This window comes from Mycobacterium sp. 1245111.1, assembly GCF_001673405.1.
Lineage (GTDB): Bacteria > Actinomycetota > Actinomycetes > Mycobacteriales > Mycobacteriaceae > Mycobacterium.
The window spans coordinates 36,382-60,453 of the sequence record NZ_LZLV01000067.1 but is presented as its reverse complement, the minus strand read 5'-3'; the positions used below and the strand labels follow the sequence as shown (position 1 = coordinate 60,453).

Annotated in this window: 26 protein-coding genes; 5 read left to right on the top strand and 21 right to left on the bottom strand. The window is 66.9% G+C overall.

Annotation, left to right across the window (positions count from 1 at the left end):
* Positions 1 to 128: 128 nt before the first annotated feature.
* From A5658_RS11625 to dxr, 4 genes are read right to left on the bottom strand one after another with little or no spacing between them, the layout of a single operon-like run.
* On the bottom strand, positions 129 to 980 hold the full coding sequence (locus A5658_RS11625; protein WP_067334404.1) for a GNAT family N-acetyltransferase: 852 nt from the start codon (positions 978 to 980) through the stop codon (positions 129 to 131).
* A 45-nt stretch (positions 981 to 1,025) separates the two neighbouring features.
* Positions 1,026 to 2,183: a flavodoxin-dependent (E)-4-hydroxy-3-methylbut-2-enyl-diphosphate synthase gene (ispG, locus tag A5658_RS11620; protein ID WP_067334402.1), complete on the bottom strand. Its 1,158-nt coding sequence runs from the start codon at positions 2,181 to 2,183 to the stop codon at positions 1,026 to 1,028.
* A 14-nt stretch (positions 2,184 to 2,197) separates the two neighbouring features.
* Complete coding sequence (locus tag A5658_RS11615) at positions 2,198 to 3,406, bottom strand: RIP metalloprotease (RefSeq protein WP_067334400.1); 1,209 nt, start codon at positions 3,404 to 3,406, stop codon at positions 2,198 to 2,200.
* The gene (dxr, locus tag A5658_RS11610; RefSeq protein ID WP_067334457.1) at positions 3,403 to 4,614 is read right to left on the bottom strand and encodes a 1-deoxy-D-xylulose-5-phosphate reductoisomerase; all 1,212 of its coding nucleotides are present in this window, start codon (positions 4,612 to 4,614) and stop codon (positions 3,403 to 3,405) included. The genes A5658_RS11615 and dxr overlap by 4 nt, the downstream gene beginning before the upstream one ends.
* A 101-nt stretch (positions 4,615 to 4,715) precedes the next feature.
* Here dxr and A5658_RS11605 point away from each other — a divergent pair, with 101 nt between their 5' ends.
* Positions 4,716 to 4,982: a DUF2631 domain-containing protein gene (locus A5658_RS11605; RefSeq protein ID WP_067334397.1), complete on the top strand. Its 267-nt coding sequence runs from the start codon at positions 4,716 to 4,718 to the stop codon at positions 4,980 to 4,982.
* A 6-nt stretch (positions 4,983 to 4,988) separates the two neighbouring features.
* On the opposite strand, the gene A5658_RS11600 is transcribed toward A5658_RS11605, so the two are convergent.
* From A5658_RS11600 to A5658_RS11570, 7 genes are all read right to left on the bottom strand, one after another.
* Entirely contained in the window at positions 4,989 to 5,861 is an 873-nt protein-coding gene (locus A5658_RS11600) for a cytochrome c biogenesis CcdA family protein (protein ID WP_067334389.1), read from the bottom strand.
* Between the two features lie 3 nt (positions 5,862 to 5,864).
* Positions 5,865 to 6,365, bottom strand: coding sequence for a redoxin domain-containing protein (locus A5658_RS11595; protein ID WP_067334453.1), 501 nt, complete (start codon positions 6,363 to 6,365; stop codon positions 5,865 to 5,867).
* A gap of 45 nt (positions 6,366 to 6,410) precedes the next feature.
* Positions 6,411 to 7,514 carry a 23S rRNA (adenine(2503)-C(2))-methyltransferase RlmN gene (gene rlmN / locus A5658_RS11590; RefSeq protein WP_067334386.1) on the bottom strand — a complete coding sequence of 368 codons (1,104 nt, stop codon included), beginning with the start codon at positions 7,512 to 7,514 and terminating at the stop codon, positions 6,411 to 6,413.
* An 8-nt stretch (positions 7,515 to 7,522) separates the two neighbouring features.
* Positions 7,523 to 8,425, bottom strand: a complete 903-nt coding sequence (locus A5658_RS11585) for a phosphatidate cytidylyltransferase (RefSeq protein WP_067334383.1) — start codon at positions 8,423 to 8,425, stop codon at positions 7,523 to 7,525.
* Positions 8,426 to 8,448: 23 nt separating this feature from the next.
* On the bottom strand, positions 8,449 to 9,006 hold the full coding sequence (frr, locus tag A5658_RS11580) for a ribosome recycling factor (protein WP_067334379.1): 558 nt from the start codon (positions 9,004 to 9,006) through the stop codon (positions 8,449 to 8,451).
* 13 nt (positions 9,007 to 9,019) lie between these two features.
* On the bottom strand, positions 9,020 to 9,766 hold the full coding sequence (pyrH, locus tag A5658_RS11575; protein ID WP_067334376.1) for a UMP kinase: 747 nt from the start codon (positions 9,764 to 9,766) through the stop codon (positions 9,020 to 9,022).
* Between the two features lie 144 nt (positions 9,767 to 9,910).
* Positions 9,911 to 11,407 carry an FAD-dependent oxidoreductase gene (locus A5658_RS11570; RefSeq protein WP_067334373.1) on the bottom strand — a complete coding sequence of 499 codons (1,497 nt, stop codon included), beginning with the start codon at positions 11,405 to 11,407 and terminating at the stop codon, positions 9,911 to 9,913.
* Positions 11,408 to 11,570: 163 nt separating this feature from the next.
* On the opposite strand from A5658_RS11570, the gene A5658_RS11565 reads away from it, so the two are divergent.
* Positions 11,571 to 11,813, top strand: coding sequence for a CsbD family protein (locus A5658_RS11565; RefSeq protein WP_067334370.1), 243 nt, complete (start codon positions 11,571 to 11,573; stop codon positions 11,811 to 11,813).
* Between the two features lie 64 nt (positions 11,814 to 11,877).
* On the opposite strand, the gene A5658_RS11560 is transcribed toward A5658_RS11565, so the two are convergent.
* The 4 genes from A5658_RS11560 to A5658_RS11545 are packed head-to-tail and all read right to left on the bottom strand — an operon-like array spanning position 11,878 to position 15,997.
* Positions 11,878 to 12,813: a lysophospholipid acyltransferase family protein gene (locus A5658_RS11560; RefSeq protein WP_067334367.1), complete on the bottom strand. Its 936-nt coding sequence runs from the start codon at positions 12,811 to 12,813 to the stop codon at positions 11,878 to 11,880.
* Between the two features lie 55 nt (positions 12,814 to 12,868).
* Positions 12,869 to 14,977: a catalase gene (locus A5658_RS11555; protein ID WP_067334364.1), complete on the bottom strand. Its 2,109-nt coding sequence runs from the start codon at positions 14,975 to 14,977 to the stop codon at positions 12,869 to 12,871.
* Positions 14,978 to 15,022: 45 nt separating this feature from the next.
* Entirely contained in the window at positions 15,023 to 15,436 is a 414-nt protein-coding gene (locus A5658_RS11550; protein ID WP_067334361.1) for a ChaB family protein, read from the bottom strand.
* A gap of 24 nt (positions 15,437 to 15,460) precedes the next feature.
* Positions 15,461 to 15,997: a DUF1360 domain-containing protein gene (locus A5658_RS11545; RefSeq protein WP_067334359.1), complete on the bottom strand. Its 537-nt coding sequence runs from the start codon at positions 15,995 to 15,997 to the stop codon at positions 15,461 to 15,463.
* Positions 15,998 to 16,151: 154 nt separating this feature from the next.
* Between A5658_RS11545 and A5658_RS11540 the strand changes: the two genes are divergently transcribed.
* A complete protein-coding gene (locus A5658_RS11540) occupies positions 16,152 to 16,820 on the top strand; it encodes an HAD family hydrolase (protein WP_067334357.1) in 669 nt (222 codons plus the stop codon).
* Between the two features lie 20 nt (positions 16,821 to 16,840).
* Here A5658_RS11540 and A5658_RS11535 read toward each other — a convergent pair whose 3' ends face one another.
* Complete coding sequence (locus tag A5658_RS11535; protein WP_067334345.1) at positions 16,841 to 17,521, bottom strand: class I SAM-dependent methyltransferase; 681 nt, start codon at positions 17,519 to 17,521, stop codon at positions 16,841 to 16,843.
* Between the two features lie 45 nt (positions 17,522 to 17,566).
* On the opposite strand from A5658_RS11535, the gene A5658_RS11530 reads away from it, so the two are divergent.
* Positions 17,567 to 17,986 (top strand): MarR family winged helix-turn-helix transcriptional regulator, encoded by a 420-nt coding sequence (locus A5658_RS11530; protein WP_067334343.1) that lies wholly within the window; start codon positions 17,567 to 17,569, stop codon positions 17,984 to 17,986.
* Here A5658_RS11530 and A5658_RS11525 read toward each other — a convergent pair.
* The 3 genes from A5658_RS11525 to rpsB are packed head-to-tail and all read right to left on the bottom strand — an operon-like array spanning position 17,983 to position 21,062.
* A complete protein-coding gene (locus A5658_RS11525) occupies positions 17,983 to 19,389 on the bottom strand; it encodes an amidase (protein ID WP_067334340.1) in 1,407 nt (468 codons plus the stop codon). The genes A5658_RS11530 and A5658_RS11525 overlap by 4 nt on opposite strands.
* A gap of 10 nt (positions 19,390 to 19,399) precedes the next feature.
* The gene (tsf, locus tag A5658_RS11520; RefSeq protein WP_067334337.1) at positions 19,400 to 20,230 is read right to left on the bottom strand and encodes a translation elongation factor Ts; all 831 of its coding nucleotides are present in this window, start codon (positions 20,228 to 20,230) and stop codon (positions 19,400 to 19,402) included.
* Position 20,231: 1 nt separating this feature from the next.
* On the bottom strand, positions 20,232 to 21,062 hold the full coding sequence (rpsB, locus tag A5658_RS11515; protein WP_067334334.1) for a 30S ribosomal protein S2: 831 nt from the start codon (positions 21,060 to 21,062) through the stop codon (positions 20,232 to 20,234).
* A 269-nt stretch (positions 21,063 to 21,331) separates the two neighbouring features.
* Here rpsB and A5658_RS11510 point away from each other — a divergent pair, with 269 nt between their 5' ends.
* On the top strand, positions 21,332 to 21,820 hold the full coding sequence (locus A5658_RS11510) for a M23 family metallopeptidase (RefSeq protein ID WP_067334331.1): 489 nt from the start codon (positions 21,332 to 21,334) through the stop codon (positions 21,818 to 21,820).
* Between the two features lie 132 nt (positions 21,821 to 21,952).
* On the opposite strand, the gene A5658_RS11505 is transcribed toward A5658_RS11510, so the two are convergent.
* A complete protein-coding gene (locus tag A5658_RS11505; RefSeq protein WP_067334326.1) occupies positions 21,953 to 22,849 on the bottom strand; it encodes a tyrosine recombinase XerC in 897 nt (298 codons plus the stop codon).
* Positions 22,850 to 22,881: 32 nt separating this feature from the next.
* Positions 22,882 to 24,042, bottom strand: coding sequence for a lactate 2-monooxygenase (locus A5658_RS11500; RefSeq protein WP_067334323.1), 1,161 nt, complete (start codon positions 24,040 to 24,042; stop codon positions 22,882 to 22,884).
* Between the last annotated feature and the right edge of the window lie 30 nt (positions 24,043 to 24,072).

Here is a 24,072-nt window from a genome sequence, read left to right as displayed (position 1 = left end):
AGAAATTTTGCCTCCGGTCGGGCGTAGGCGCACCGAGATCGAATCGTTGCAGTGCCGAGACTTAAGGCCTTGCGACGCGGACCGGCGCGCCTTCGCAGACGTTTACGTGTCGCGAAAGCGCGATCCGATCAGTCCAGCAGAACCGTCGCGAAGGTGCCGATCTCGGTGAAGCCGATGCGGTCGTAGGTGGCCCGCGCGACCGTGTTGAAGTCGTTCACATAGAGGCTGGCCGTGCGGCCGGTGCCAACGATCACCGCCGACAACGTCGCCGTGCCCGCGGTTCCGAGTCCTCGGCCGCGCCACTCGGGGTGCACCCAGACGCCTTGGATCTGGCTGACCGTCGGCGACTGCGAGCCGACCTCGGCCTTGAACACCACCTCACCGTTTTCGAAGCGGGCCCACGCCCGTCCGGCCGCGATCAGGCTGGCGACGCGTCTCCGGTAGCCGCGCCCGCCATCGCCGAGTCGGGGATCGACACCCACCTCGCCGATGAACATGTCGACCGCCGCCACCAGATAGGTGTCGAGTTCGTCCGGCTTGACCTGCCGCACACCAGGATCGATCGCACAGGTCGGCATCGTGGTCAGTGCCATCAACGGCTGATTACCACGCACGTCGCGGGCCGGCCCCCAGGCCGGCTCGAGGCGCTGCCACATCGGCATCACCAACTCGGCGCGCCCGACGAGCGACGAGCAGCGTCGTGACCCGGTCAGTGCGGCATCGGCGAACGCGTACAGGTCGCCCAGCCGGCCGCGCAATGGGATCAGGTTGGCGCCGGCGTAACACAGCGACTCGTCGGGCCCGCGGCGCGTCCACAGCTCCCCGCCGATCGAGTTGGGATCCATCCCGTGATCGGCCACCCGGGCGGCCACCATGCACGACCCCACCGGGTCGTCGTCGAAGACCTTGCGCACCGAGGCGCCGTCGCGGACAACAGACACCCGTCGCTCGCTGACGCGGCGGATGGGCGGAGCCGACATACTGACTCTTTCTGCGACGAATTGTGCGGCCGGATCAGGCCAACGTCAGCTTACGGTCACAACCGGCGAACCGCTCGCCGTTGACCCTTCAGCGCCCGTCTCGTTAGCCAATCGCATTGCCTCTTCGATCAACGTCTCGACAATCTGCGCCTCCGGCACGGTCTTGATCACCTCGCCGCGGACGAAGATCTGCCCCTTGCCGTTGCCGGAGGCCACACCGAGATCAGCCTCGCGGGCCTCCCCCGGCCCGTTGACGACGCAGCCCATCACGGCCACCCGCAGCGGGACGTCGAGTCCGTCCAGGCCGGCGGTGACCTCGTTGGCCAGGCTGTAGACGTCGACCTGTGCGCGCCCGCACGACGGACACGACACGATCTCCAGCCCACGCGGCCGCAGGTTCAGCGACTCCAGGATCTGGGTGCCGACCTTGACTTCCTCGACCGGCGGCGCAGACAGCGAGACACGGATGGTGTCGCCGATGCCCCGGGACAGCAGCGCACCGAACGCGACGGCGGACTTGATGGTGCCCTGGAAAGCCGGACCGGCCTCGGTGACGCCCAGGTGCAGCGGGTAGTCGCACTGGGCGGCGAGTTGCTCGTAGGCCGCGACCATCACGACCGGGTCGTTGTGCTTGACGCTGATCTTGATTTGGGAGAACCCGTGCTCCTCGAACAGGGAGGCCTCCCACAGCGCCGACTCGACCAGCGCCTCGGGTGTCGCCTTGCCGTACTTCTCCATGAACCGCTTGTCCAGCGAGCCGGCGTTGACTCCGATGCGGATCGGAATGCCCGCTGCGCCAGCGGCTTTCGCGACCTCGCCGACTCGGCCGTCGAATTCCTTGATGTTGCCGGGGTTTACCCGGACCGCGGCGCAGCCGGCGTCGATCGCGGCGAAGATGTACTTCGGCTGGAAGTGGATGTCCGCGATCACCGGGATCTGGCTCTTCTTGGCGATCGCGGCGAGTGCGTCGGCGTCTTCCTGACGCGGGCACGCCACCCGCACGATGTCGCAGCCGGCAGCGGTCAACTCGGCGATCTGCTGCAGAGTCGAGTTGACGTCGTGGGTCTTGGTGGTGCACATCGACTGCACCGAAATCGGGTGATCGCTTCCCACGCCGACGTCTCGGACCATCAACTGTCGCGTCTTGCGGCGCGGTGCCAGCGTGGGCGCCGGCGCTGCCGGCATACCCAGACCTGTGGTCACTGTTTGCCTTCTCCCTACTGGAACAGCCGGATCGGGTTGACCACGTCTGCGGTCACCGTCAACAGCATGTAGCCGACCACCAGAACCAACACTACGTAGGTTGCCGGCATCAGCTTGAGGTAGTTCACTGGCGCCGCTGCGACTTTGCCGCGGGCCGACCGAATCACGTTGCGCAGCTTCTCGTACAGCGCGATGGCGATGTGGCCGCCGTCGAACGGCAGCAGCGGCACCAGGTTGATCACGCCGAGGATGAAGTTCAACTGCGCCAGGAACAGCCAGAACGCCATCCAGACGCCGTGATCCACGGTGTCTCCGCCGATGATGCTCGCGCCGACGACGCTGATCGGGGTGTCGAGGGAACGCTCGCCGCCACCGATCGCGTGGATCAGGGCGCCGACCTTGGTCGGAATGGCGACCAGCGACTTGCCCAGCAGCACGGTCAGGTTGCCGGTGAAACTCAGGGTGCCCGGTACCGCGCTGACCGGGTTGTAGTGGGTGGGTCCGGCCGGGGTGCCGACCACTCCCATCACGCCGATGGTCGCCGGCTTCGGGGTGCTGTTCTTGCCGCTGGTCACCCAGCGCTGTTTCTGGGCGATGTCGACGTACTTGGTCATGGTCTGGCCGTCGCGCTTGATGACGACGGGCACGGTGCCGTGCAGTTTCTGCACGACGCCGGCCATGTCGGAGAAGTCGGTCACCGGGGTGCCGTTGACGTTGAGCACGACGTCACCGGCACGAATTCCGGCGAGGGCGGCCGGCCCGTCGCCGCTGCACTTCTCGAAGTCACCCTGCTTGATCTCGCTTGCCGCACAGGATGTTTGGCCGATGACCGCGGTGGGGTGCAGGTTGGGCAGCCCCCAGGTGACCGCGATGGCGTAGATCAGGATCAGGCCGATGACGAAGTTCATGCCCGGCCCGGCGAACAGCACGGCGACGCGTTTCCAGGTCTTCTGCTTGTACATCGCGCGGTCGCGCTCGTCGGGCTGCAGTTCTTCGACCGACGTCATGCCGGCGATGTCGCAGAACCCGCCCGCCGGGATCGCCTTGAGGCCGTATTCGGTTTCGCCGCGACGGGTCGACCACAGGGTCGGGCCGAAGCCCACGAAGTAACGCCGCACCTTCATCCCGGTGCCCAGGGCGGCCCACATGTGGCCGCATTCGTGCAACGCCACCGATATGAGGATGGCGAGGGCAAACAGCACGATGCCGATTACGAACATCATCGAACCGGTGAAACCTCCTGTGTGATCGCACTACGCGCGCGCTCGCGGGCCCAGCGCTGCGCGTCGAGTACGTCTTCCACGGTAGCGGGTTCTGCGGCCCACCGGTCGGCGGCGCTCAGGACCTCGGCGATTGTTTGCACGATGGCTGGAAAACCGATCCGACCGGCCAGGAATGCCTCGGCTGCTTCTTCGTTGGCGGCGTTGTAGACGGCGGTCATGCAACCGCCGGTCTCCCCGGCCTGGCGAGCCAACGCCACTGCCGGGAAGACGTCGTCGTCGAGCGGCTCGAACTCCCACGTCGACGCGGCGGCGAAGTCGCAGGCCGGCGCGGCGGCGGGCACCCGGTCCGGCCAGCCCAGGGCCAGCGCGATCGGCAGTTTCATGTCCGGCGGGCTGGCCTGGGCGATCGTCGAGCCATCGGTGAACGTGACCATCGAATGCACGATCGACTGCGGGTGCACGACGACGTCGATGCGGTCGTACGGGACGCCGAACAGCAGGTGCGCCTCGATGAGCTCGAGGCCCTTGTTGACCAGCGACGCGGAGTTCAGCGTGTTCATCGGCCCCATCGACCAGGTCGGGTGGGCGCCGGCCTGCTCGGGGGTGACGTGCTCGAGCTGGGCGGCTGACCAGCCGCGGAACGGCCCACCGGAGGCGGTGAGCACCAGCTTGGCGACTTCGTCGGCGCTGCCGGCGCGCAGACACTGCGCCAGCGCGGAGTGTTCGGAGTCCACCGGCACGATCTGGCCCGGCTGCGCGGCGGCCAGCACCAGCGGCCCGCCCGCGATCAGCGACTCCTTGTTCGCCAGCGCCAGTCGGGAGCCGGAGGCCAGCGCGGTGAGCGTCGGCTGCAGACCGATCGCGCCGACCAGCGCGTTCAGCACCACGTCGGCCTCGGTGTTCTCGATCAGCCGGGTCGCGGCGTCGGGTCCGCTGAAGGTGACGTGGCCGATCGCCTGCGCAGCGCGTTCGTCGGCGACGGCGAGGTTGGACACCCCGGTCTCGGCGCGCTGCTGGGCCAGCAGATCCGCATTCCCACCCCCGGCGGCGAGGCCCACCAGCTCGAAGCGGTCCGGGTTGGCGGCGATGACCTCGAGCGCCTGGGTGCCGATAGAGCCGGTGCTGCCCAGCACCAGGGTCTTGAGGCGGCGCTTGTTGCCGAGCGTGCGGCCAGCTTCACGCTCGACGAGGCGATCGCGGTTCGACACCCACTCATTGTGCCGCGCCACCGGCGCGACCGACGAATCTCCGGCCGCGGTCCGTGTGCCAGAATGTGCGTGCATCCCAACCCCAACCCGAGGAGTTAGCCGTGGCCGGTACCGAGGTGGAGCGCACAGGCGGTCACGTCAACGGTGTCGACGTCGCCGAGGTGCCGTCGGCTGCCTGGGGTTGGAGCAAGGTCAGCCACCGCAACTGGCACGTCTACGGCCTCCTGATGATCGGGTTGCTGGTGGCGTTCTTGCGCGGTAACCACGTCGGCCATGTCGAGGACCTGTGGGTTATCGGCTTCGCGCTGCTCGGCGTCTTCGTCCTGGTGCGCGACATGTGGGGCCGCCGCCGCGGCTGGCTCAAGTAGGCAGCGTCAATCTGGTGCGTGGCCGCCACGCCGCGCACGTCGATACCAGGTGCCGGCCAGCGCACACGTCACCACCACCGCGAAGACCAGGACCCACGGCAATGCGCCATGTTGGTGCACCCAGCCTGCGAGCCCGCCTTGGAGGCGGCCGGCTGTTCCGAGCAACGCATCGGACGGCAGGGCGTGCGCGGTATGCAGCCGCAGCTCGTAGAGGGCGTAGTAGCCGACATACAGCCCAACGAGGACCAGCAGCGCGCCGCTGATGCGGTTGACGTACGGCAAGATTCGCCGCAGCCGATTCACCACCGCCGTCGTCGCCAGCGCGGCGGCGACGGCCAGTACGCCGACGACCAGGGTGAGCCCCGCGATATAAGCGAGGTAGATCGACGCGCTCCCGATCGGCGAGCCGCGGCGCAGACCGGCAGCGGTGACCGCCAGGAAGGGGCCGACGGTGCAAGACAGCGAGGCGATCGCGTAGCTCACGCCGTAGCCATACATCGACCCCAGCCGAGCCGTCGGAGCCCATCGACCACCCGGAAGGCCGCGGGTCAACAGCGTCAGCTCTCGGCCCGAGAAAAGCCAAATGCCTAGGGCGACAAGCACAATGCCGATCCCCACGACGAGATAGGGCAGATAGTGCTGCACGGTGGCACCCGCCGATATGGTGAGCGCCCCGAACAGCCCGAACACCGTCAGAAACCCCAGGCCCATTCCGGCGGTTGCCGCCAACGCCCGGGTGATCGCAGCCAATGCCGTCGGCGTGCTGCCTTCCCCCCGCACCACGAGAACCAGGTAGGCGGGCAGCATGGCAAAACCGCACGGATTCAGCGCCGCGACCAATCCGGCGGCGAACGCCAAACCGATCAGCCCCCGGTCCATCGCCTACTTCAGCGCCGTCACCCGATCGGACAACTCCTGTTGCGACATCGCCGCAGTCGGGTTGTTCACGAATGCGGACGTCCCGTCGGAGTTGTAGAACACCCACGCCGGCTGCCACGGCACGTTGTAGCGGGCCCAGATCGATCCGTCGGCGTCGTTGACCATGGTGAAGTTCAGGCGGTACTTCGACACGAAGTTCTGCATCGCCCCGGTGTCCGAGTGCGCAGCGACGCCCACAAAGGTGACGCGCGGGTTTGCGGCGGCCACCTGGCTCAGCCCCGGAGCCTCTGCATTGCAGAACGGGCACCACGGCGTCCAGAACCACAGCACAGAGCGCTTACCCTGCAAGGCTCCACCGTTGAAGGGCGCACCGGACAGCGTGGTCCCGCTGAACTGCAAACGCTCGTCGGCCGCCAACGCCCGCGGCGCACCGCTCAGCCCGAAAATCACAGCGACCACCGCCACGCCGAGCACCAACCTGTTGAGCAAGAACTGGACTCTCATACAAGTGTTGACGTGGATGGCGCTGGTCCGGTTCACCAGCGGCAGTTAGCCGTCGGCAGCGAGCTGACCGCACGCGGCGGCGATCTCACGGCCGCGGGTGTCACGGACCGTGCAGGCCACCCCGGCCGCGCGGACTCGCCGAACGAATTCCCGCTCGACGGGTTTAGGGCTGGCATCCCATTCGCTGCCCGGCGTCGGGTTCAGCGGAATCAGATTCACGTGGACCAGCGGCCCCAACGCCCGGTGCAGTCGCTTGCCCAGCAGATCCGCGCGCCACGGCTGGTCGTTGACGTCACGAATCAGCGCGTACTCCACCGACACCCGTCGACCGGTCTGCTCGGCGTAGTAGTGCGCGGCATCCAGCGCCTCACTGACCTTCCAGCGGTTGTTGACCGGTACCAGGGTGTCGCGTAGCTCGTCGTCCGGGGCGTGCAGCGAGAGTGCCAGCGTCACGCCGAGTCGCTCGTCGGCGAGTTTCCGGATGGCCGGCGCCAGTCCGACCGTCGATACCGTCACCGCGCGAGCCGAGATGCCGAAGCCGGCGCCTTTCTCAGCCGGACCGATGATGCGACGCACCGCTGCCAGCACCCGGGTGTAGTTGGCCAGCGGCTCCCCCATGCCCATGAACACGATGTTGGACAGCCGACTGGCAGGACCCCACTCGTCGCGCAGCGTCGCCGCCGCCGAACGCACCTGCTCGACGATCTCGGCGGTCGACAGGTTGCGGGTCAGCCCACCCTGGCCGGTCGCGCAGAACGGGCAGGCCATGCCGCAGCCGGCCTGCGAGGAGATGCACACCGTGTTGCGCTTCGGGTAGCGCATCAGCACCGACTCGAAGGTGGTCCCGTCGGCCGCCCGCCACAGCGTCTTGCGGGTTTCGCCGGCGTCGCAACCGATTTCGCGGGCCGCGGTGAGCAACGTCGGAAACAGCGCCTCGGCCACTTGCCCGCGAACGGCGGCCGGCAGGTCGGTCATCTGCTGCGGATCGGCGATCAGCCGGCCGTAGTACTGATTCGCCAACTGCTTGGCGCGAAACGCCGGCAAACCGAGTGCGGCGACGGCCTCGGCGCAGGCGGCGTCGTCGAGGTCAGCCAAATGGCGCGGCGGCAGCGCGCGCCGAGGCGCTTCGAAAACCAACTCTTGCTTCACGGCAGCCCTCAGTGCAGCAGGGTCAGCACGGTCCAGGTGGCGACCGCCGACGGCAGCGCTCCATCCAGCCGGTCCATCAGGCCCCCGTGGCCGGGCAGGATCCGGCCCATGTCCTTGATGCCCAGGTCGCGCTTGATCTGCGATTCCACCAGGTCGCCGAGCGTCGCAGTGGCCACGATCATCAAACCGAGCAGCAGGCCGACCCACACCGGCCGGTGGGCCAGCAGGGTCGCGGTCAGCGTGGCCGCGGTGATCCCGAAGAACAGCGATCCGGTCAGGCCTTCCCATGACTTCTTCGGGCTGATCGTCGGGACCATCGGGTGCTTGCCGAACAACACACCCACGGCATAGCCGCCGACATCCGAGGCGACGACGCCGATCATCAGGCAAAACACCCGACCGGAGCCGTCCGACGGAAATGCCAGCAGCACGCTGAACGAACCGAACAGCGGCACCCAGGCGGCGAGGAAGACGGTCGCCGCGACGTCGCGGAGGTAGTTGCCCGACGGCGAATCGGTCGACCCGTGCGGCGCGGTGGTCGAGCCGAGTGCCAATCGCCAGAACATGCAGACCACCGCGGTGGCGCCAAAGGCCACCACCAGACCGTACGCATGCTGGTACCACGCCAACCAGACCATGGCTTCGCCGCCGACCAGCAGCGGAATGACCGGGATCAGGTAACCGGCCTCGCGCAGCCGGCGCACCACCTCGTGCGTAGCGATCGGCATTGCGACGGCGAGCAGCAGAACCCAGAGGTAGCGGTCCCAAATCAGGATTGCGACGATGGCGAACGCCAGCATCGCGCCTACCGCGATCGCCGCCGGCAGGTTGCGGCCGGCCCGCGACTTCTTCGGGGGCTGCGCCACCGCATCCCCGGCCGGGATGTCTGCGCCGGTATCGGTCTCTGCCACGGACGTCGTCTGCTGAGCGGCCGCTAGACCTCCAGCAACTCGCCTTCCTTGTGCTTGACCAGGTCGTCGATCTGCGTCACGTACTGATGAGTGGCCTTGTCCAGGTCCTTCTCCGCGCGTGACACCTCGTCCTCACCGGCTTCGCCGTCCTTACGGATGCGGTTCAGTTCTTCCATCGCCTTGCGGCGGATGTTGCGCACCGACACCTTGGCGTCCTCGCCCTTGGCTTTGGCCTGCTTGACCAGCTCGCGACGGCGTTCCTCGGTCAGCTGCGGTACCGCGACCCGGATCAGCGTGCCGTCGTTGGTGGGGTTTACCCCGAGGTCCGAGTTGCGGATGGCGGCTTCGATGTTTCCGAGCTGGCCGGCTTCGTAGGGCTTGATCACGACCAGCCGCGCCTCGGGGACGTTGATGCTGGCCAGCTGGGTGATCGGGGTGGCAGCACCGTAATAGTCGATGACGATGCGGTTGAACATGCTGGGGTTGGCCCGCCCGGTCCGGATCGTCGACAGGTCGTCTCGACTCACCCCTACAGCCTTTTCCATCTTCTCTTCGGCGTCGAAGAGAGTCTCGTCAATCATTTCGCCGCTCCCTTCACGTGGTAACCAGAGTTCCGATTTTCTCACCTGCAACGGCCCGAGCGATATTGCCGTCGGTCAGCAGGTTGAAAACCAGAATCGGCATGCGATTGTCCATGCACAAGCTGAACGCGGTGGCATCGGCCACCTGCAAGCCGCGCTCGATGACTTCCCGGTGGGTGATCGCGGTGAACAGTTCCGCTGCCGGGTTCACCCGCGGGTCCTCGGCGAATACGCCGTCGACGGCCTTGGCCATCAGTACCACCTCGGCGCCGATCTCCAGGGCGCGCTGTGCGGCGGTGGTGTCCGTCGAGAAGTACGGCAGGCCCATACCGGCGCCGAAGATGACGACGCGTCCCTTCTCCAGGTGCCGCTGGGCTCGCAGCGGGATGTAGGGCTCAGCGACCTGGCCCATCGTGATCGCCGTCTGGACGCGGGTGTCGATGCCTTCTTTTTGCAGAAAGTCTTGCAGCGCAAGGCTGTTCATGACGGTTCCGAGCATGCCCATGTAGTCCGAGCGGGTGCGCTCCATGCCGCGCTGCTGCAATTGCGCGCCGCGGAAGAAGTTGCCGCCGCCGATCACCACGGCGACCTGAACGCCGGTTCGGACGACTTCGGCGATCTGGCGGGCGACCAGCGCGACGACGTCGGGATCCAGACCCACCGATCCCCCGCCGAACATCTCGCCGCCGAGCTTGAGCAGCACTCGGGTGTACTTGGGCCGGTTCGACGACTCGGCGCCGTTGGTACCCTGCTCGGTCATCTGACTCCTCGCGCTGGAGGACGCCCTCCAGCTGTCCCCACACGGCTGTCCCCAAAACAGCCGGGTCCATCCTGCCTCATCGCCTGAGCGTGCGTCCCGGGAGTCGACGGCTTTGTCGCGGTCGGCGCCCGACGCGGTTGAGGGTCAGGAAGACGAGGGAGTGAGACCGCGCGTGGCCGGTCCTTCCAGGAGCGTGCCGTCCGGCGCGAAGCGCGACCCATGGAGTGGACATTCCCAGGCCTTGTCGGCGTCGTTCCAATTCACGATGCCGCCGAGGTGCGGACAGACCGGCGACACCTCGCGCTGCACCCCGTCGACCGAGCTGCGAGCCTGCAGGTGCCACGGCAGGCCGCTGACGACGCCGCCGTCCTCTGGCACCGACGACCGAGACCGGGCGATCGGGGTGAGCCAGCCCTTGGTCATGTGGAAGCCGACTTCGAGATTGGCCTGCAGCGCGGTGGTAATGCCGGTCACCTCGTGCGGGCTCCATGCGGCAAATGCCCGCGCCCAATCGATCTGCCCGTCGAGGATCCGGCCGCTGAGCACCAACGCGGCGGCCACGCCGGCACTCAGTCCCCACTTGTTGAAACCCGTTGCGACGTAGATTTTTTCATTGCCAGGCAGAATCGACCCCACATAGGGCAGCCGATCAATCGGCGTGTAGTCCTGCGCCGACCATCGGTGCGTGACGACCGCTCCCGGGTAGTGCTTCTGCGCCCACGAGGACAGTTCGTCGAGTTCGGCGGTGGGACTCTTGCGGCCCACCGTATGACCGGCACCGTCGACGATCAGCTTCTCGCCGCCGTCGAACGGGGCATACCGCACCGAGCGCGTCGGCGAGCCGGCAGAGATGAACATCGGTCGGGTGATCGAACCGGGAACGTCGAAGGCGAACGAGTAGGACCTGCTCGGTTTCAACCTCGCGAAGAATCCGCCGCGATCCAGGATCGGGATGCCGGTGGCCAACACACACTGGCCGGCGTCGACGTCCAACTCGCCCTCCGCGGTGTGCACGGTCAGCTTCACGCGGTCGCGGTGCTGCGACACCGAGCGCACGCGGCAGTGCTCTACCAGCCGGCCCCCGTGGTCGCCGAGCTCGTCAACCAGACTGTCCAGCAACGGCATTGGATCGAATTGCGCTTGATCGGCCAGCCGCACACCGCCGTGATAGGGAAATGGCACCCCGGCGTCGTCGTCCCATTCGGTGTCCAATCCCGCGAGTTGGGTGGCGCGCAGCTCGGCACGCGCGGCGGGCACTTCCTTCGCGGATTGGGCGTATGTGTACGCGTCCTCGTGCTGGACGGCAATCTCGTGCGTTTCGCAGTACCGCAGCAGCCACTGTTGGCCCTCGCGATTACCGCGCACGTAGTCACGGGCGATGTCGCGACCATGGCGGGCAAGGATTTTCGACAGGTTGACGCCCTGCAGCAGGCTGATCTTGCCGGTGGTGTTGCCGGTGGTCACCGCTCCTGCCGTGCGGGCCTCGAGCACCAAGACGTTCTTTCCCGACCGGGCCAGGAGCACCGCTGTCACGAGCCCAGTGATGCCCGCCCCGACGACCACCACATCGGCCGTCGGATCTCCGAGATCCGATGATTGGCGTTGACCGTTCCTATTCGCGAGCCACAACGACGCAGACATTGCGGCTCGCATACCCGGACCTCTGAAACCCAAACGCCGGAGGCTCCGTCACACAAGGTTTGGCCGCGCGGCCCCGGGGGAATGAAGGACACGCGGCGCGACGGGGGTTTCGCCCGCAACCGGTCCAGCCGGCCGGTGGACATGACAGCAACGAGGAGGATCCATGTCTGACGACAACAAGAGCGGACCTGAAGAAGCAATCAAGGGCGTTGTCGAGGGTGCCAAGGGCCTGACCAAAGAGGCCATCGGCAGTGTGGTCGGTAACAAGGACCTCGAGGAAGAGGGCGAAGCCCAACAGGACAAGGCGCAGGCCCAGCGCGACGCCGCGAAAAAGGAAGCCGAGGCTGAGGCGGCTCGCGCGGGAGCCGAAACGGCCGAGAAGCGTCAACAGTCCCACCAGAACTAGGCACCAGGCGAAGGGGCCCGATCCATTCCGGACCGGGCCCCTTTTGCATGTCGCGTGCGATCAGTCAGCCGAACAGCGGTAGCGCTCGCTTGCGCGACAGCGCGTCCATCCCGTGCTGAATACTGTCCTGCACCTCGTGATACTTACGGTCGACGTAGTCGTCGTCCTCGGCTCGATCCGGATCGGTGTCCAGCTCGACCGGGGGCATGAAGCGCGTGCGGATCTTGGCCGGCAACGGCAGTTGTGGCAGCGCGGCGGGGGCGATTCCCCAGGGCAGCGAAATCGCTATCGGAAACACCTTGAGCCGCAACAGCTTATCCAGCCGTAGCGCACGCGAAAGCTGGTCGCCGCGAATCAGAACCGGCATGGCGTCGGCGCCGCCGACCGTCGCGATCGGCACGATCGGAACGCCGGCGCGGATGGCCATCTTCACAAAGCCCTTGCGCCCGGCCAAGTTAGCCCGGTCGCGTTCACGCCACGGCCGAAGGGAATCGACTTCCCCGCCCGGCCACAGCGCTACGTCGTGTCCTTCGGCCAGTGCGGTGGATACGGCATCGGCGGCCGCGGGCAATACCCCCATCGACCGGAAGTACCGACCGAACCCCGGGATCGCCATCAGCGCATCGTGGGCGGTGCCGTGCAATATCCGCTCCGAGCCGAACCGACGCCACCACTGCAGGCCGACAGTCCAGGCGTCCCAGACGAACGGAGCACCCGAGTGGATGCCGATCAGCAGGGCGGGCGGTTCACCGATATTTTCCCATCCGTCGATTTCCATCCGAAACCAATAGTCCACCAGCAGGTTCCAGAAGAATTTCTGACGGTGCAGCGCTTCGTCGTCCGGACCGGCAAGATCCCACTCCCCAGCGCGCTCGGCAACCCATCCACTCAGCCCGCCGTCCTGCGCCGCGCGCCGATCTTCCATTGCGGTGCGCGCCTGCTCGGCATGCAATTGCGCTTGCTCGCGCACCTCTGCGGGTCGGTGATCGCTAGAAGTCATACCCGCTCAATTACCCCGCCCGGCGTGAAGTATTCAACAATTCGGATGCTGGCGATCAGGCCGGGACGGAATCGGTCTCCCGATCCCAGGCACGATGCTTGGCGAGCTCGGAGGCAAAGTCGTCGAAGAATTGGTCCGGGAGCGAGTCTTCGGCGGCGGTGGAAGACACCACGCCCGCCGACGTCACGACCTCCTCGCCGTCGGCCAGCGATTCGTTGACGCCGGCCTTGCGAAGTAGGTCAATGCCCGCCCCGAACGCCGCTACCGCTTTGAGGTGTTTGTAGGCCTCGGTGACGAAGTGCACCGCGTACCCGTCGTTGCCGAGCGTCTCCATGGCTTTCGGTCCGCATGGCACCACGACGGCGTCGTAAAGCACCGACGCCACGCTGGTAAAGGATCGGTCCACCGGGATCTCGCCGCCCGATCCCCCGGCCAACGTGCCGCCGGCGGTCGGAGCTAGCACCTCGGCGATCGCACCCCGCTTGCGCAGCGCCTCGACGAGGCGTTCGACCCCGCGCACGTCCACGCCGTCGGCGGCCAGCACGGCAACCTTGCGGGTTTCGATGCTGTCGGTGACGGTGCGGAGTTGCGACAGGGCCGGGGACGCGGGCATCTTGTCATCGACCTTTTGCTCGGCCGGCACCGGCAGGCCGAGCTCTCCAGCGACCCGGGTTGCGAGATCGTGATCGACCAGGTTCAGCTGATCGATGACACGCGAACGGATTTCGACGGTCTCGACGTGACCGAGCTCGAAGGCGAAGGCCGCGACAATGTGCTTGGCCTCGACCGCTGACATGCTCTTCCAGAACATCCGCGCCTGGCTGTAGTAATCCTGAAAACTGCTGGCCCGTTGCCGGATCTTATGGGCCTCCACCTTTTCGGTGTAGTGCCGGAACACGTTCTCGTCGGCCAGCGCTGGGCATCCCCCGCCCAGTGAGTTCTTGTAGTAGCTGGTCTTGCCCACCGGAATTCTGGTCTGGCCGTAGCCGTCCCGTTGGTTGTTGCGAACATCGGCGACCGGCCGATTCACCGGTAGGTGAGCGAAATTCGGACCACCCAACCGGATCAGCTGGGTGTCGAGGTAGGAGAAGTTACGGGCCTGCAGCAACGGGTCGTTGGTGAAGTCGATGCCGGGGACCACGTTGGCGGTGCAGAAAGCGACCTGCTCGGTTTCAGCGAAGAAGTTGTCCGGGTTGCGGTTGAGCACCATCTTGCCCACCGGTTGCACCGGAACTTGTTCTTCGGGAATGATTTTCGTCGCATCGAGCAGATCGAACGCAAAGTTGAATTCGTCGCTTTCCGGCACCAGCTGAACGCCGAGTTCCCATTCCGGGTATTGACCGGCCTCGATGGCGTCCCACAGGTCACGCCGGTTGAAGTCGGGATCTTTGCCGGCAACCTTCTGGCATTCGTCCCAGATCAGCGAGTGCACGCCGAGTCGCGGTTTCCAGTGAAACTTGACGAATGTCCCTTCGCCTTTGGCGTTCACGAAGCGGAACGTATGCACGCCGAAGCCTTGCATCATTCGATAACTGCGGGGCAATGCCCGATCCGACATCAGCCACAGAATCGTATGCAGTGTCTCGGGCTGCAGCGAGACGAAGTCCCACAACGTGTCGTGCGCCGACTGCGCTTGCGGAATCTCGTTGTGCGGCTCCGGTTTAACCGCGTGCACGAAGTCGGGGAATTTGATGCCGTCCTGAATGAAGAACACCGGGAAGTTGTTGCCGACAAGGTCGTAGTTGCCTTGTTCGGTGTAGAACTTGGTGGCGAAGCCCCGTACGTCGCGTACGGTGTCCGCCGATCCGCGCGAGCCGGCCACCGTGGAGAACCGGACGAACACCGGCGTCCGCTGCCCGGGTGTCGTCAGAAATTTCGCCGCGGTATACGTGGCCAGCGCATCGTCGTACGGTTCGAAGTATCCGTACGCGCCCGCGCCGCGGGCGTGCACCACCCGTTCCGGGATTCGCTCGTGGTCGAAGTGGTTGATCTTTTCCCGGGCGTGGAAGTCCTCCAGCAGCGTCGGGCCGCGTTGGCCAACCGTCAGTGAGTCGTCGGTGTGGTCGACGCGAACGCCCTGCTGGGTGGTCAGGTAGCCGGTGGCGGTGTCGACCCGGTGCTCCTCGAGCTGTTCCTGCTTCGCATCTGAGTCCTTCGGCGCCATTCCGCGCTCCCTTCTGCAGTGGAGAGACCGAATTCGTTGGGGCGCTTATTTACCCCGAGCTTGGCGGTTGTGCTTTTTGATCGCGTCGACCAGCTGCGCCTTGTCCATCGTCGAGCGGCCGGGAATGTCGAGGCGGCGGGCCACGTCGAGCAGATGCTTCTTGCTGGCGTTGGCGTCGACACCCTCCTCCGATGGAATCGGGTTGTGCAAGCCTCCCCGCTCGGCCCGCGCATCGGAGGGGCCCTTCTTTTTCTTGGGCAGCCATCGGTCACCGACTTTTTCGAAGCTGCGCTTGAGCGCCGAATACGCGACGCGGTGGGCGCGCGATTCACTGCCGTACTGATCGGCGCCGGCATCGTGCGCCTTGGCGAACGTGCGCTGCGCCTTGGCATTCGACCGCCGCACAGTGCTGGGCAATTCGTCGGTCTTGGGCTTACCACCCTTTGTCGTTTTCGGCATAGCTACCTCTCCGGCGCGCGGGCGTTACGCCTCGGCCGCCTGCTGCGCTTTCGCGTAGGCAAGTTGCAGAAAGTCGGCTCCGGCCAACGCCGTGAAACCCCCTGCAATCAAACGGGTGAACCTCGGCGCGTAGATCAATCCGATGACGAATACCGTCACGATCCACATGTCCAGGCAGAACGGACACGTCAACAGCTCTCCCAAGCTGTGCCGGAACGGGGTCGAGCGGCGTGCCTCCTCGTGCACTTCGGCCGGACCGGAGGTGCCCGCGTAATGGGCGAACGGAGCCCGGATCGGACTGGTCACCGCGTCCTTGCTGAGCGCGCGCGAAAGCTTTTGGGCGCCAACGGCAACCGTCACCAAGTCCTGCACCTGCCACCGTTCGGGGAGTTTACGCCCAGTGGTCAGCGCGGGAACCCCGGCCAGCGCGAGCAGGCTGCTGAAGACACCCAGGATGGTCACGTAGCCGCTCAACGGACGCGGCTCATCGCCCCGATAGGCCGCGGCCTCGTCGTGTGCACGCCCCACCGCATCGCCGGCAACTTGCCGCACGTCCACCACTGACACCCACCCCTTCGAGACTTCCCGCCAGCGACTACCCACGCATCCGCTGGGTGATCCGCAGATCCCGGTTGGCTGTGGGACTGGCGGCGTTATTCGTGCCAAGGGCGGGGTACCCACCACGTGCCGCGAATCAACGGAAAGGTCTACGTCAATGGTCCAGCCCGCAGTCCTGTTCGATGTCGACGGCACGTTGGTCGACTCCAACTTCCATCACGTCGCCGCGTGGCACCGCGCATTCTTGGACGTCGGCATCGAGGTTCCGTGCTGGCGAATCCTCGGCCTGATCGGCCGGTCAGGAGACGAACTCGTCCGCACGCTGCTCGGTGACGACCGGGCGCACACACACGGCACACAGGTGAAGAAACTGCACACCAGCTATTTCGTCGACTCTGCGGCGCTGGTGCGTCGCCTTCCCGGCACGCATGAGCTGCTCGAGGCGATCGCGGAGCGGGGCTGGCGGGCGGTGCTCGCGACGTCGGCCGGCCCGGAGGAACTAGCAGTATTGCGTGACACGCTCGATGCCGAGGAGCTGATTTCAGCGGTGACGTCGGCGGCCGACACCGAGCGGGCAAAGCCCGATCCCGACATCGTCACCACCGCGCTGCAACGCATCGATGCCGACCCCGCCGACGCGATCTTTCTCGGCGACGCCGTGTGGGACATGAAGGCGGCCCGACGAGCCGGCGTACCGGCCGCGGCGGTGCTCAGTGGCGGTATCGGGCGCGAGGCGCTGGAACACGCCGGCGCCGCGGCGGTATACGACGAACTCCTCGATGTGCTCGCGCACATCGAGGAGTTCTGTCAACTTCTCGGGACGTAACGGCGTCCGCCGCCCGCGGCTTAACCCAGGTGGGCGGAGAGCAGCCAGGCCGGCACCGATTTGCGCCCGTTGGCCTCGTCGCGGACACCCTTGAACGGGAACTCCGGGCCGATGGCCTGGGGGAAATTGCCGTGAATCCTGGCCGGCCGGATCTCGTCGATGACCCAGTACTTCGAGACGACCTCACGCAACTCGGCTTCGGTGACCGGGTTGGCGGGACCGCCGTCGCCGGTCTTGGCGAACACCAACACGTAATACGAGGCCCCCGGCGCTGCGGCCCGCACGATCGAGCGTTGGTAGCCCTCGCGCAGCTCGACGGGCATCGAGTGAAACAGAGTGCTGTCCACGATGGTGTCGAAGCGACCGTCGTAGCCGGTAAAAGACGAGATGTCGGCGACGTCGAAAAAGACGTTGGTCAGTCCCTGCGCGGCGGCGTGCTCCTTGGCCAGCTTGATCGCGGTGGGCGAGGCATCCAGCCCAACCACGTTGTGGCCCAACGCCGCCATGCGTAGCCCGAACGCCGCCTCGCCGCAGCCGGCGTCGAGTACGTCGCCCTTGATCTTGCCCTGGTCGATGAGCGCGGCGATCTCAGGCTGTGGCTCCCCCAGGCTCCACGGCGGCCGCGCTCCCGCGCCGAACTGGGCGGCCTCGCCGCGGTAGGCCGGATCGAAATCGAAATCGAATTTCTGTGTCTCAGTCATACCCCAGGTATATCAATCAGGCTGATATGTGTCAACATCGTTGATATGGGGACGACCGAAGACGCGCCACTTGGGTACTTGCTGTTTCAAGTGATGGCAACACTGCGGCCGGAGGTTGCGGCCGCGCTCAGCCCGCTGAGCCTGAGCCTGCCCGAATTCGTCTGCATGCGAATGCTTTCCATGAGCCCAGGGCTGTCCAGCGCGGAACTCGCGCGGCTCGGTAACGTCTCACCGCAAGCGATGAACACGGTGCTGCACAGGCTGGAGAATGCCAACATAGTGACCCGGCCCGCCTCGGTCGCCTCCGGGCGGGCGCTGCCCGCGTCCCTCACCGCGGACGGTCGCACCCTGTTGAAGCGCGCCGAGGCGGCGGTACGGGACGCCGACGCCCGGGTGTTGGCCAAGCTGTCGGCGCCTCAGCAGCGCGAGTTCAAACGGATGCTGGCGACGCTGGGACCCGACTAAGCCTGCTGGTCGATGCGCGCCCACGGTCGGGCGTCTTCGAGTTCGTACGCCAGTTCCAACAAGCGGGCTTCGTGGCCGAGCGTCGCGGAGAACATCAGCCCAATCGGTAATCCGTTGGCGGACAACGCCAGCGGCAACGAGATGGCCGGCTCCCCCGTGATGTTGTGCAAAGGAGTGAAGGCGACCCAATCTTGCAGGCGGTCGATGATCTGCTGGTAGTCGGCCATCGGGTCGAGAAAGCCGATCTGCGGCGGTTCGTCGGCCAGCGTCGGCGTCAGCACTACGTCGTAGCTTCCGGCCAAACGCATCGTGTACCGCCGAGTGCGGGACAGCCGGATCAGCGCCAGTGGGACCTTGTGCAGATTGCGTCGCGCGTGCCGGTCCAGCCCCCGCGACAGATTGTCCAGCCGGGTCACGTCAAAACCATCGAAGGTTCGCTTGTTCTGCTGGATCTGCCCCATCGCCAGCAAGCCCCAGTACAGCACGAAATCGGACACGAAACTGTTTGGTACCGGCGGCTTTTCGAGATAGTCGACCCGGTGGCCCAGTTCTTCGAGCAGCCCCGCGGATTTCAGGGTCAGCTCCTTGACTTCGGGGCTGGACTCGCGCAGCAGGGAGTGGGTGATGACGGCTATCCGCAGCCGCTGTTTCCCGGGGTGTTGGACGTCGCCGATCGGCGGGAGTTTCTTTGCGGGCCAAAGGCGCTCGGCCTCACGGTAGAACGCCGCGGTATCCCGCACCGATCGGCTGACCATTCCGTTGGCGACGATGCGGATCGGCATCTGCCGCACCTCTTTGTCCAGCGGCAACCGGCCGCGCGACGGCTTCAGGCCGACAAGTCCGTTGCAGGACGCGGGGATTCGAATCGAGCCGCCGCCGTCGTTGGCATGGGCGATCGGCACCACGCCCGCGGCGACGAAGGCGCCGGAACCCGACGACGACGCGCCGGCGGTGTGATCGGTGTTCCACGGGTTGCGCACCGGCCCGAGCCGTGGATGCTCGGCCGAGGCGCTGAAGCCGTACTCCGACATCCGGGTCTTACCCAACGACGTCAGCCCGGTGCCCAGGAACACCTGGGTGAACTCGCCGTCGGCGCCGGCCGGGCGCGGCGGCCACGCGTCGGTGCCGCGCATCGTCGGCAGCCCCGCGACGTCGACGTTGTCTTTGACAAACGTCGGCACGCCACTGAAGAACCCGTCCTCCGGCGGCGCCTCGGCCTGGGCGCGGGCCCGGTCGAAGGCCTCGTACGCCAAGCCGTTCAGCGTTGGGTTGACGGCCTCGGTGCGGGCGATGGCCGCGTGGACGACCTCAGCCCGGCTTACCCGGCCGGAGTTCAGGGCGTCGATCAGGCCAACGGCGTCGAGGTGACCGAGCGCGTCGTCACCGAATGCGTGTACTCGCATCCGGCTGATGCTACTGCTGGCCGACCTCGAAACGGACAAACCGCGTCACGGTGACGCCGGCCTCGTCGAGCAGCGCCTTGACGGTCTTCTTGCTGTCGGAGACCGACGGCTGCTCGAGCAGCACGACGTCCTTGAAGAAGCCGTTCAGCCGGCCCTCGACGATCTTGGGCAACGCCTGCTCCGGCTTGCCCTCTTCCTTCGCCGTCTCCTCGGCGATGCGGCGCTCGCTGGCCACCACGTCCTCGGGCACGTCGTCGCGGGACAGGTAGCGCGCCTTGAGCGCAGCGATCTGCAGCGCGGCGGCGTGCGCGGCTTCGCTAGCTGAACCGGCGTGCTCGCCGGCTTGATACTCGACCAGCACGCCGACGCCCGGCGGCAGGTCCGCCGCCCGCTTGTGCAGGTAGGTCTCGACCGTGCCGTCGAAGTAGGCGACCCGGCGCAGTTCGAGCTTCTCGCCGATCTTGGCCGAGAGCTCGGCGATGACCTGCTCGACCGTCCTGTCGCCGACCTTGGCCGCCTTGAGGGCGTCGACGTCGGTCGCCTTGGCCGCCGCGGCGGCCGTCACGATCTCCTCGGCGACCTTCTGGAACTCGGCGTTCTTGGCGACGAAGTCGGTCTCGCTGTTCAGCTCGATCAGCGCGCCGTCCTTGGCCGCCACCAGGCCCTCGGCGGTCGCCCGCTCGGCCCTCTTGCCGACGTCCTTGGCGCCCTTGATCCGCAGCGCCTCGACAGCCTTGTCGAAGTCGCCTTCGCTCTCGGACAGCGCATTCTTGCAGTCGAGCATTCCGGCGCCGGTCAGCTCCCGAAGACGCTTGACGTCAGCAGCGGTGAAGTTGGGCATCTCAGCCTTCCGTGATTGGTTCTGACGCGGCGGCCTGCTCGGCCGGCGCGGCGGTAGCGGTTGCCGAAGCGAGCAGTTCCTGCTCCCATTCGGCCAGCGGCTCGGCACCGTCGGCATCGGGCTTGCCGTCGCCGCGGCCCACGCCGGCCCGAGCCTGCAGGCCCTCGGCGACCGCCGCCGCGATCACCTTGGTCAGCAGCGCCGCCGAGCGGATCGCGTCGTCGTTGCCCGGGATCGGGTAGTCGACCAGGTCCGGGTCGCAGTTGGTGTCGAGGATCGCGATGACCGGGATGCCCAGCTTGCGGGCCTCGCCGACGGCGATGTGCTCCTTGTTGGTGTCGACAACCCAGACCGCCGACGGAACCTTCGCCATGTCGCGAATACCGCCGAGGCTGCGCTCCAGCTTGTTCTTCTCGCGGGTCAGACCGAGGATTTCCTTCTTGGTCCGGCCTTCGAAGCCGCCGGTCTGCTCCATCGCCTCGAGCTCCTTGAGGCGCTGCAGACGCTTGTGCACGGTGGAGAAGTTGGTCAGCATGCCGCCCAGCCAGCGCTGGTTGACATAGGGCATGCCGACGCGGGTCGCCTCGTCGGCGATGGATTCCTGGGCCTGCTTCTTGGTGCCGACGAACAAGACCGTTCCACCGTGGGCGACGGTCTCTTTGACGAACTCGTACGCCTTGTCGATGAAGGTCAGCGTCTGCTGCAGGTCGATGATGTAGATGCCGTTGCGGTCAGTGAAGATGAACCGCTTCATCTTGGGGTTCCAGCGACGGGTCTGATGCCCGAAGTGGGTGCCGCTGTCGAGCAGCTGCTTCATGGTTACGACAGCCATAGTGGCCCATGTCCTTTTTGTCGGTTGTGTGCCCAACGACGGGTGAAGTCGGGCCCTGGCGCCTGCTGCGATGCCGAACCCGCCGGTAAAGCTGTGAGACGGGACCGCCCGACACGCGGTGCGAACTCCTAGTGGAACGGGAGACGCGATGCAGACGCGCGAAGTCAGCTCGTAATACGGGCTGCGCAGAGCAGTTTACACGGTCCGGCCAGGTGCTTTGTCCACAGCGCTGGCTGGCCCGTTCGCCGGCACCGCGATGAACTGACCAGGTGCGATGGGCTTTTGCGTGTGCCGTGACGCTGATCTGCGCGCTGCCGGCCCGCGCCGACGACGTCCGGCTGCACTGGCCGCTGCGCCCACCGCCGGCCGTGGTGAGGGGTTTCGACGCCCCGTCGCCGAACTGGAACCGCGGCCACCGCGGCGTCGACCTGGCCGGCACGGCCGGGCAGCCGGTATACGCCGCCGGTGACGCGACCGTGGTGTACGCCGGGACGCTGGCCGGACGCCCGCTGGTGTCGCTGGCCCACCCAGGAGGTTTGCACACCAGCTACGAGCCGGTGCGCGCGGCGGTCAGGGTCGGGCAGCACGTGACGACCGGTGCAGTGGTCGGCGAGCTGCTGACCGGGCATTCGGGCTGCCCGGTTGCCGTATGCCTGCACTGGGGCGCGATGTGGGGGCCGGCCTCGCACGCCGACTACGTCGATCCGCTGGGTTTGTTGGCGTCGACGCCGATTCGGCTCAAGCCGCTGCACGGCTAGCCGCAGCCCGCCAGGTCGGGGCGGGCTTTGTGCCCACCTTCGAGCGACAACTTGAGTGTTCACCGCCGTTGTCGCTGCGAGGTGGGCACGTCGGATGCCGCCGCCCGGAGAGGCCGCTGAGGCCTGTGTGACTCAGGCGCGCGGGTGAGCCTGGTCGTGGACCGCGCGCAGGCGGGCGACGGTCACGTGGGTGTAGAGCTGCGTGGTGGCCAGGCTGGAGTGGCCCAGCAGTTCCTGGACGACGCGCAGGTCGGCGCCTCCTTCGAGGAGATGCGTTGCGGCGCTGTGCCGTAGACCGTGCGGGCCCATGTCGGGTGCGCCGTCGACCGCGGCCACGGTCTGGTGGACGACGGTGCGCGCCTGCCGCACGTCGAGCCGCCGCCCCCGCGCCCCCAGCAGCAACGCCGGGCCCGATTCCGCGTTGGCCAGCTCCGGCCGCCCGTCGTCCAGCCATGCCCGCAGTGCGCCGGCGGCCGGCTCCCCGTACGGGACGCTGCGCTGCTTGTTGCCCTTGCCGAGCACCCGCAGTATCCGATGCGAGTGGTCGACGTCGTCGACATCGAGGCCGCACAGCTCACTGACCCGGATCCCGGTGGCGTACAACAACTCGACGATCAGTCGGTCGCGCAAGGCCAGCGGATCCCCTTGCTGTGAACCGGATTTGGCCGCCGACATGGCGGCGAGCGCCTGGTCCTGCCGCAACACCGCCGGTAGGGCCCGTCGCGCCTTGGGCACCTGCAGCCGAGTCGCGGGATCACCGGCCAGCAGTCCGCGGCGCACCGCCCACGCGGTGAAGGTCTTGACCGCCGATGTGCGGCGCGCCAGCGTGGCGCGGGCCGCACCGGCGCCTGCGCCCGCGGCCAGCCACGCCCGCAGAATCGGCAGGCTCAAGTCCGCCAGTCCCCTGCCCTGCTCGTCGAGAAACGCGAACAGCGACCGCAGGTCGCCGAGGTACGCGCGGCGGGTGTGCGCCGAACGCAGACACTGCAGGTCCAGGTAGCTGTCGAACTCGTCGAGGATCGCCTCCACTACCTCACGGTCGCAGAGGCGCGCGGCATGAGTCAGATGACGCGCCGCAGGGTGTCCGGAGTGAGATCTTTCAGCGTCGGGTAGCCGTCGACGGCCATCGTCAGGTCGGCTTCGGCCAGCAGCGACCGCAGCACGTGCACGATGCCGTCGACCCCGTCGAGCGCCAGGCCGTAGGCGTAGGGCCGACCGATCCCGACCGCGGTCGCGCCCAGCGCCAGCGCTTTCACGACGTCGGCGCCGCTGCGAACACCGGAGTCGAACAGCACTGGCAACCCGTCGGCGGCCTCCACCACGCCCGGCAGGCAGTCCAATGCCGGGATTCCCCCGTTGGCCTGGCGGCCGCCGTGGTTGGAGCAGTAGATGCCGTCGACGCCACCGTCTTTGGCGCGACGCGCGTCCTCGGGATGGCAGATGCCCTTGACGATCAGGGGCAGCGTCGTCAGCGAACGCAGCCACGGCAGGTCGTCCCACGTCAGCGGATTGCCGAAGACCTGTATCCAGCGCAGCACCGCGCCCTGCGGGTTCTCTTCGGGGATCTGCGCCAGGCTCGCCCGGAACACCGGGTCGCTGGTGTAGTTGGCCAGGCACTTGCCGCGGAGCTGCGGAAAGTTCGATGTGCTCAGGTCACGTGGCCGCCAGCCGGTGACCCAGGTATCCAGCGTGACGACGATCCCTTTGAAGCCTGCGGCTTCGGCGCGGTGCACGAGGCTGGCGGCCAGGTCGCGGTCGGTCGGGGTGTAGAGCTGGAAAAACCCGGGCGTATCGCCGAATTCGGCGGCGACGTCCTCGAGTGGATCTTCGGTGAGCGTCGACATCACCATCGGTACGCCGGTGCGGGCCGCGGCCCGCGCGGTGGCCAGGTCGCCGTGGCCGTCCTGGGCGCACAGCGCGATTACCCCGATCGGCGCCATGAACAGCGGGCTCGGAAGTTTCAGGCCGAACAGGTCCACGGAAAGATCACGTTCTGCGGCGCCGACGAACATCCGCGGCATCAGGCCCCACTGCCGAAAAACCTCGGCGTTGGCCCGCTGCGTCCGCTCGTCGCCCGCCCCGCCCGCGACGTAGGACCAGATTGACGGCGGCAGCGCCTTTTCCGCCTTCGCCTCCCACTCCGCGAAGATCATCGGCAGCTTGGGAACGACCCCGCCCAAGCCCTGGAGGTAGATCTCGTTCTGATAGTCGCCGAATGCCATGCGACGAGCATGCCAGCCGGCGGTCGGGCT

What these genes read in the sequence shown, in the direction of transcription:
- A5658_RS11565 (WP_067334370.1), top strand. Translation starts at nt 11,571, where the DNA reads ATGTCTGACGACAACAAGAGCGGACCTGAAGAAGCAATCAAGGGCGTT.
- A5658_RS11540 (WP_067334357.1), top strand. Translation starts at nt 16,152, where the DNA reads ATGGTCCAGCCCGCAGTCCTGTTCGATGTCGACGGCACGTTGGTCGAC.
- A5658_RS11570 (WP_067334373.1), bottom strand. Translation starts at nt 11,407, where the DNA reads ATGTCTGCGTCGTTGTGGCTCGCGAATAGGAACGGTCAACGCCAATCA.
- A5658_RS11615 (WP_067334400.1), bottom strand. Translation starts at nt 3,406, where the DNA reads ATGATGTTCGTAATCGGCATCGTGCTGTTTGCCCTCGCCATCCTCATA.
- A5658_RS11600 (WP_067334389.1), bottom strand. Translation starts at nt 5,861, where the DNA reads ATGGACCGGGGGCTGATCGGTTTGGCGTTCGCCGCCGGATTGGTCGCG.
- A5658_RS11595 (WP_067334453.1), bottom strand. Translation starts at nt 6,365, where the DNA reads ATGAGAGTCCAGTTCTTGCTCAACAGGTTGGTGCTCGGCGTGGCGGTG.
- A5658_RS11625 (WP_067334404.1), bottom strand. Translation starts at nt 980, where the DNA reads ATGTCGGCTCCGCCCATCCGCCGCGTCAGCGAGCGACGGGTGTCTGTT.
- pyrH (WP_067334376.1), bottom strand. Translation starts at nt 9,766, where the DNA reads ATGACCGAGCAGGGTACCAACGGCGCCGAGTCGTCGAACCGGCCCAAG.
- rpsB (WP_067334334.1), bottom strand. Translation starts at nt 21,062, where the DNA reads ATGGCTGTCGTAACCATGAAGCAGCTGCTCGACAGCGGCACCCACTTC.
- A5658_RS11535 (WP_067334345.1), bottom strand. Translation starts at nt 17,521, where the DNA reads ATGACTGAGACACAGAAATTCGATTTCGATTTCGATCCGGCCTACCGC.
- A5658_RS11500 (WP_067334323.1), bottom strand. Translation starts at nt 24,042, where the DNA reads ATGGCATTCGGCGACTATCAGAACGAGATCTACCTCCAGGGCTTGGGC.
- A5658_RS11530 (WP_067334343.1), top strand. Translation starts at nt 17,567, where the DNA reads ATGGGGACGACCGAAGACGCGCCACTTGGGTACTTGCTGTTTCAAGTG.
- tsf (WP_067334337.1), bottom strand. Translation starts at nt 20,230, where the DNA reads ATGCCCAACTTCACCGCTGCTGACGTCAAGCGTCTTCGGGAGCTGACC.
- A5658_RS11555 (WP_067334364.1), bottom strand. Translation starts at nt 14,977, where the DNA reads ATGGCGCCGAAGGACTCAGATGCGAAGCAGGAACAGCTCGAGGAGCAC.
- A5658_RS11550 (WP_067334361.1), bottom strand. Translation starts at nt 15,436, where the DNA reads ATGCCGAAAACGACAAAGGGTGGTAAGCCCAAGACCGACGAATTGCCC.
- A5658_RS11525 (WP_067334340.1), bottom strand. Translation starts at nt 19,389, where the DNA reads ATGCGAGTACACGCATTCGGTGACGACGCGCTCGGTCACCTCGACGCC.
- A5658_RS11560 (WP_067334367.1), bottom strand. Translation starts at nt 12,813, where the DNA reads ATGACTTCTAGCGATCACCGACCCGCAGAGGTGCGCGAGCAAGCGCAA.
- frr (WP_067334379.1), bottom strand. Translation starts at nt 9,006, where the DNA reads ATGATTGACGAGACTCTCTTCGACGCCGAAGAGAAGATGGAAAAGGCT.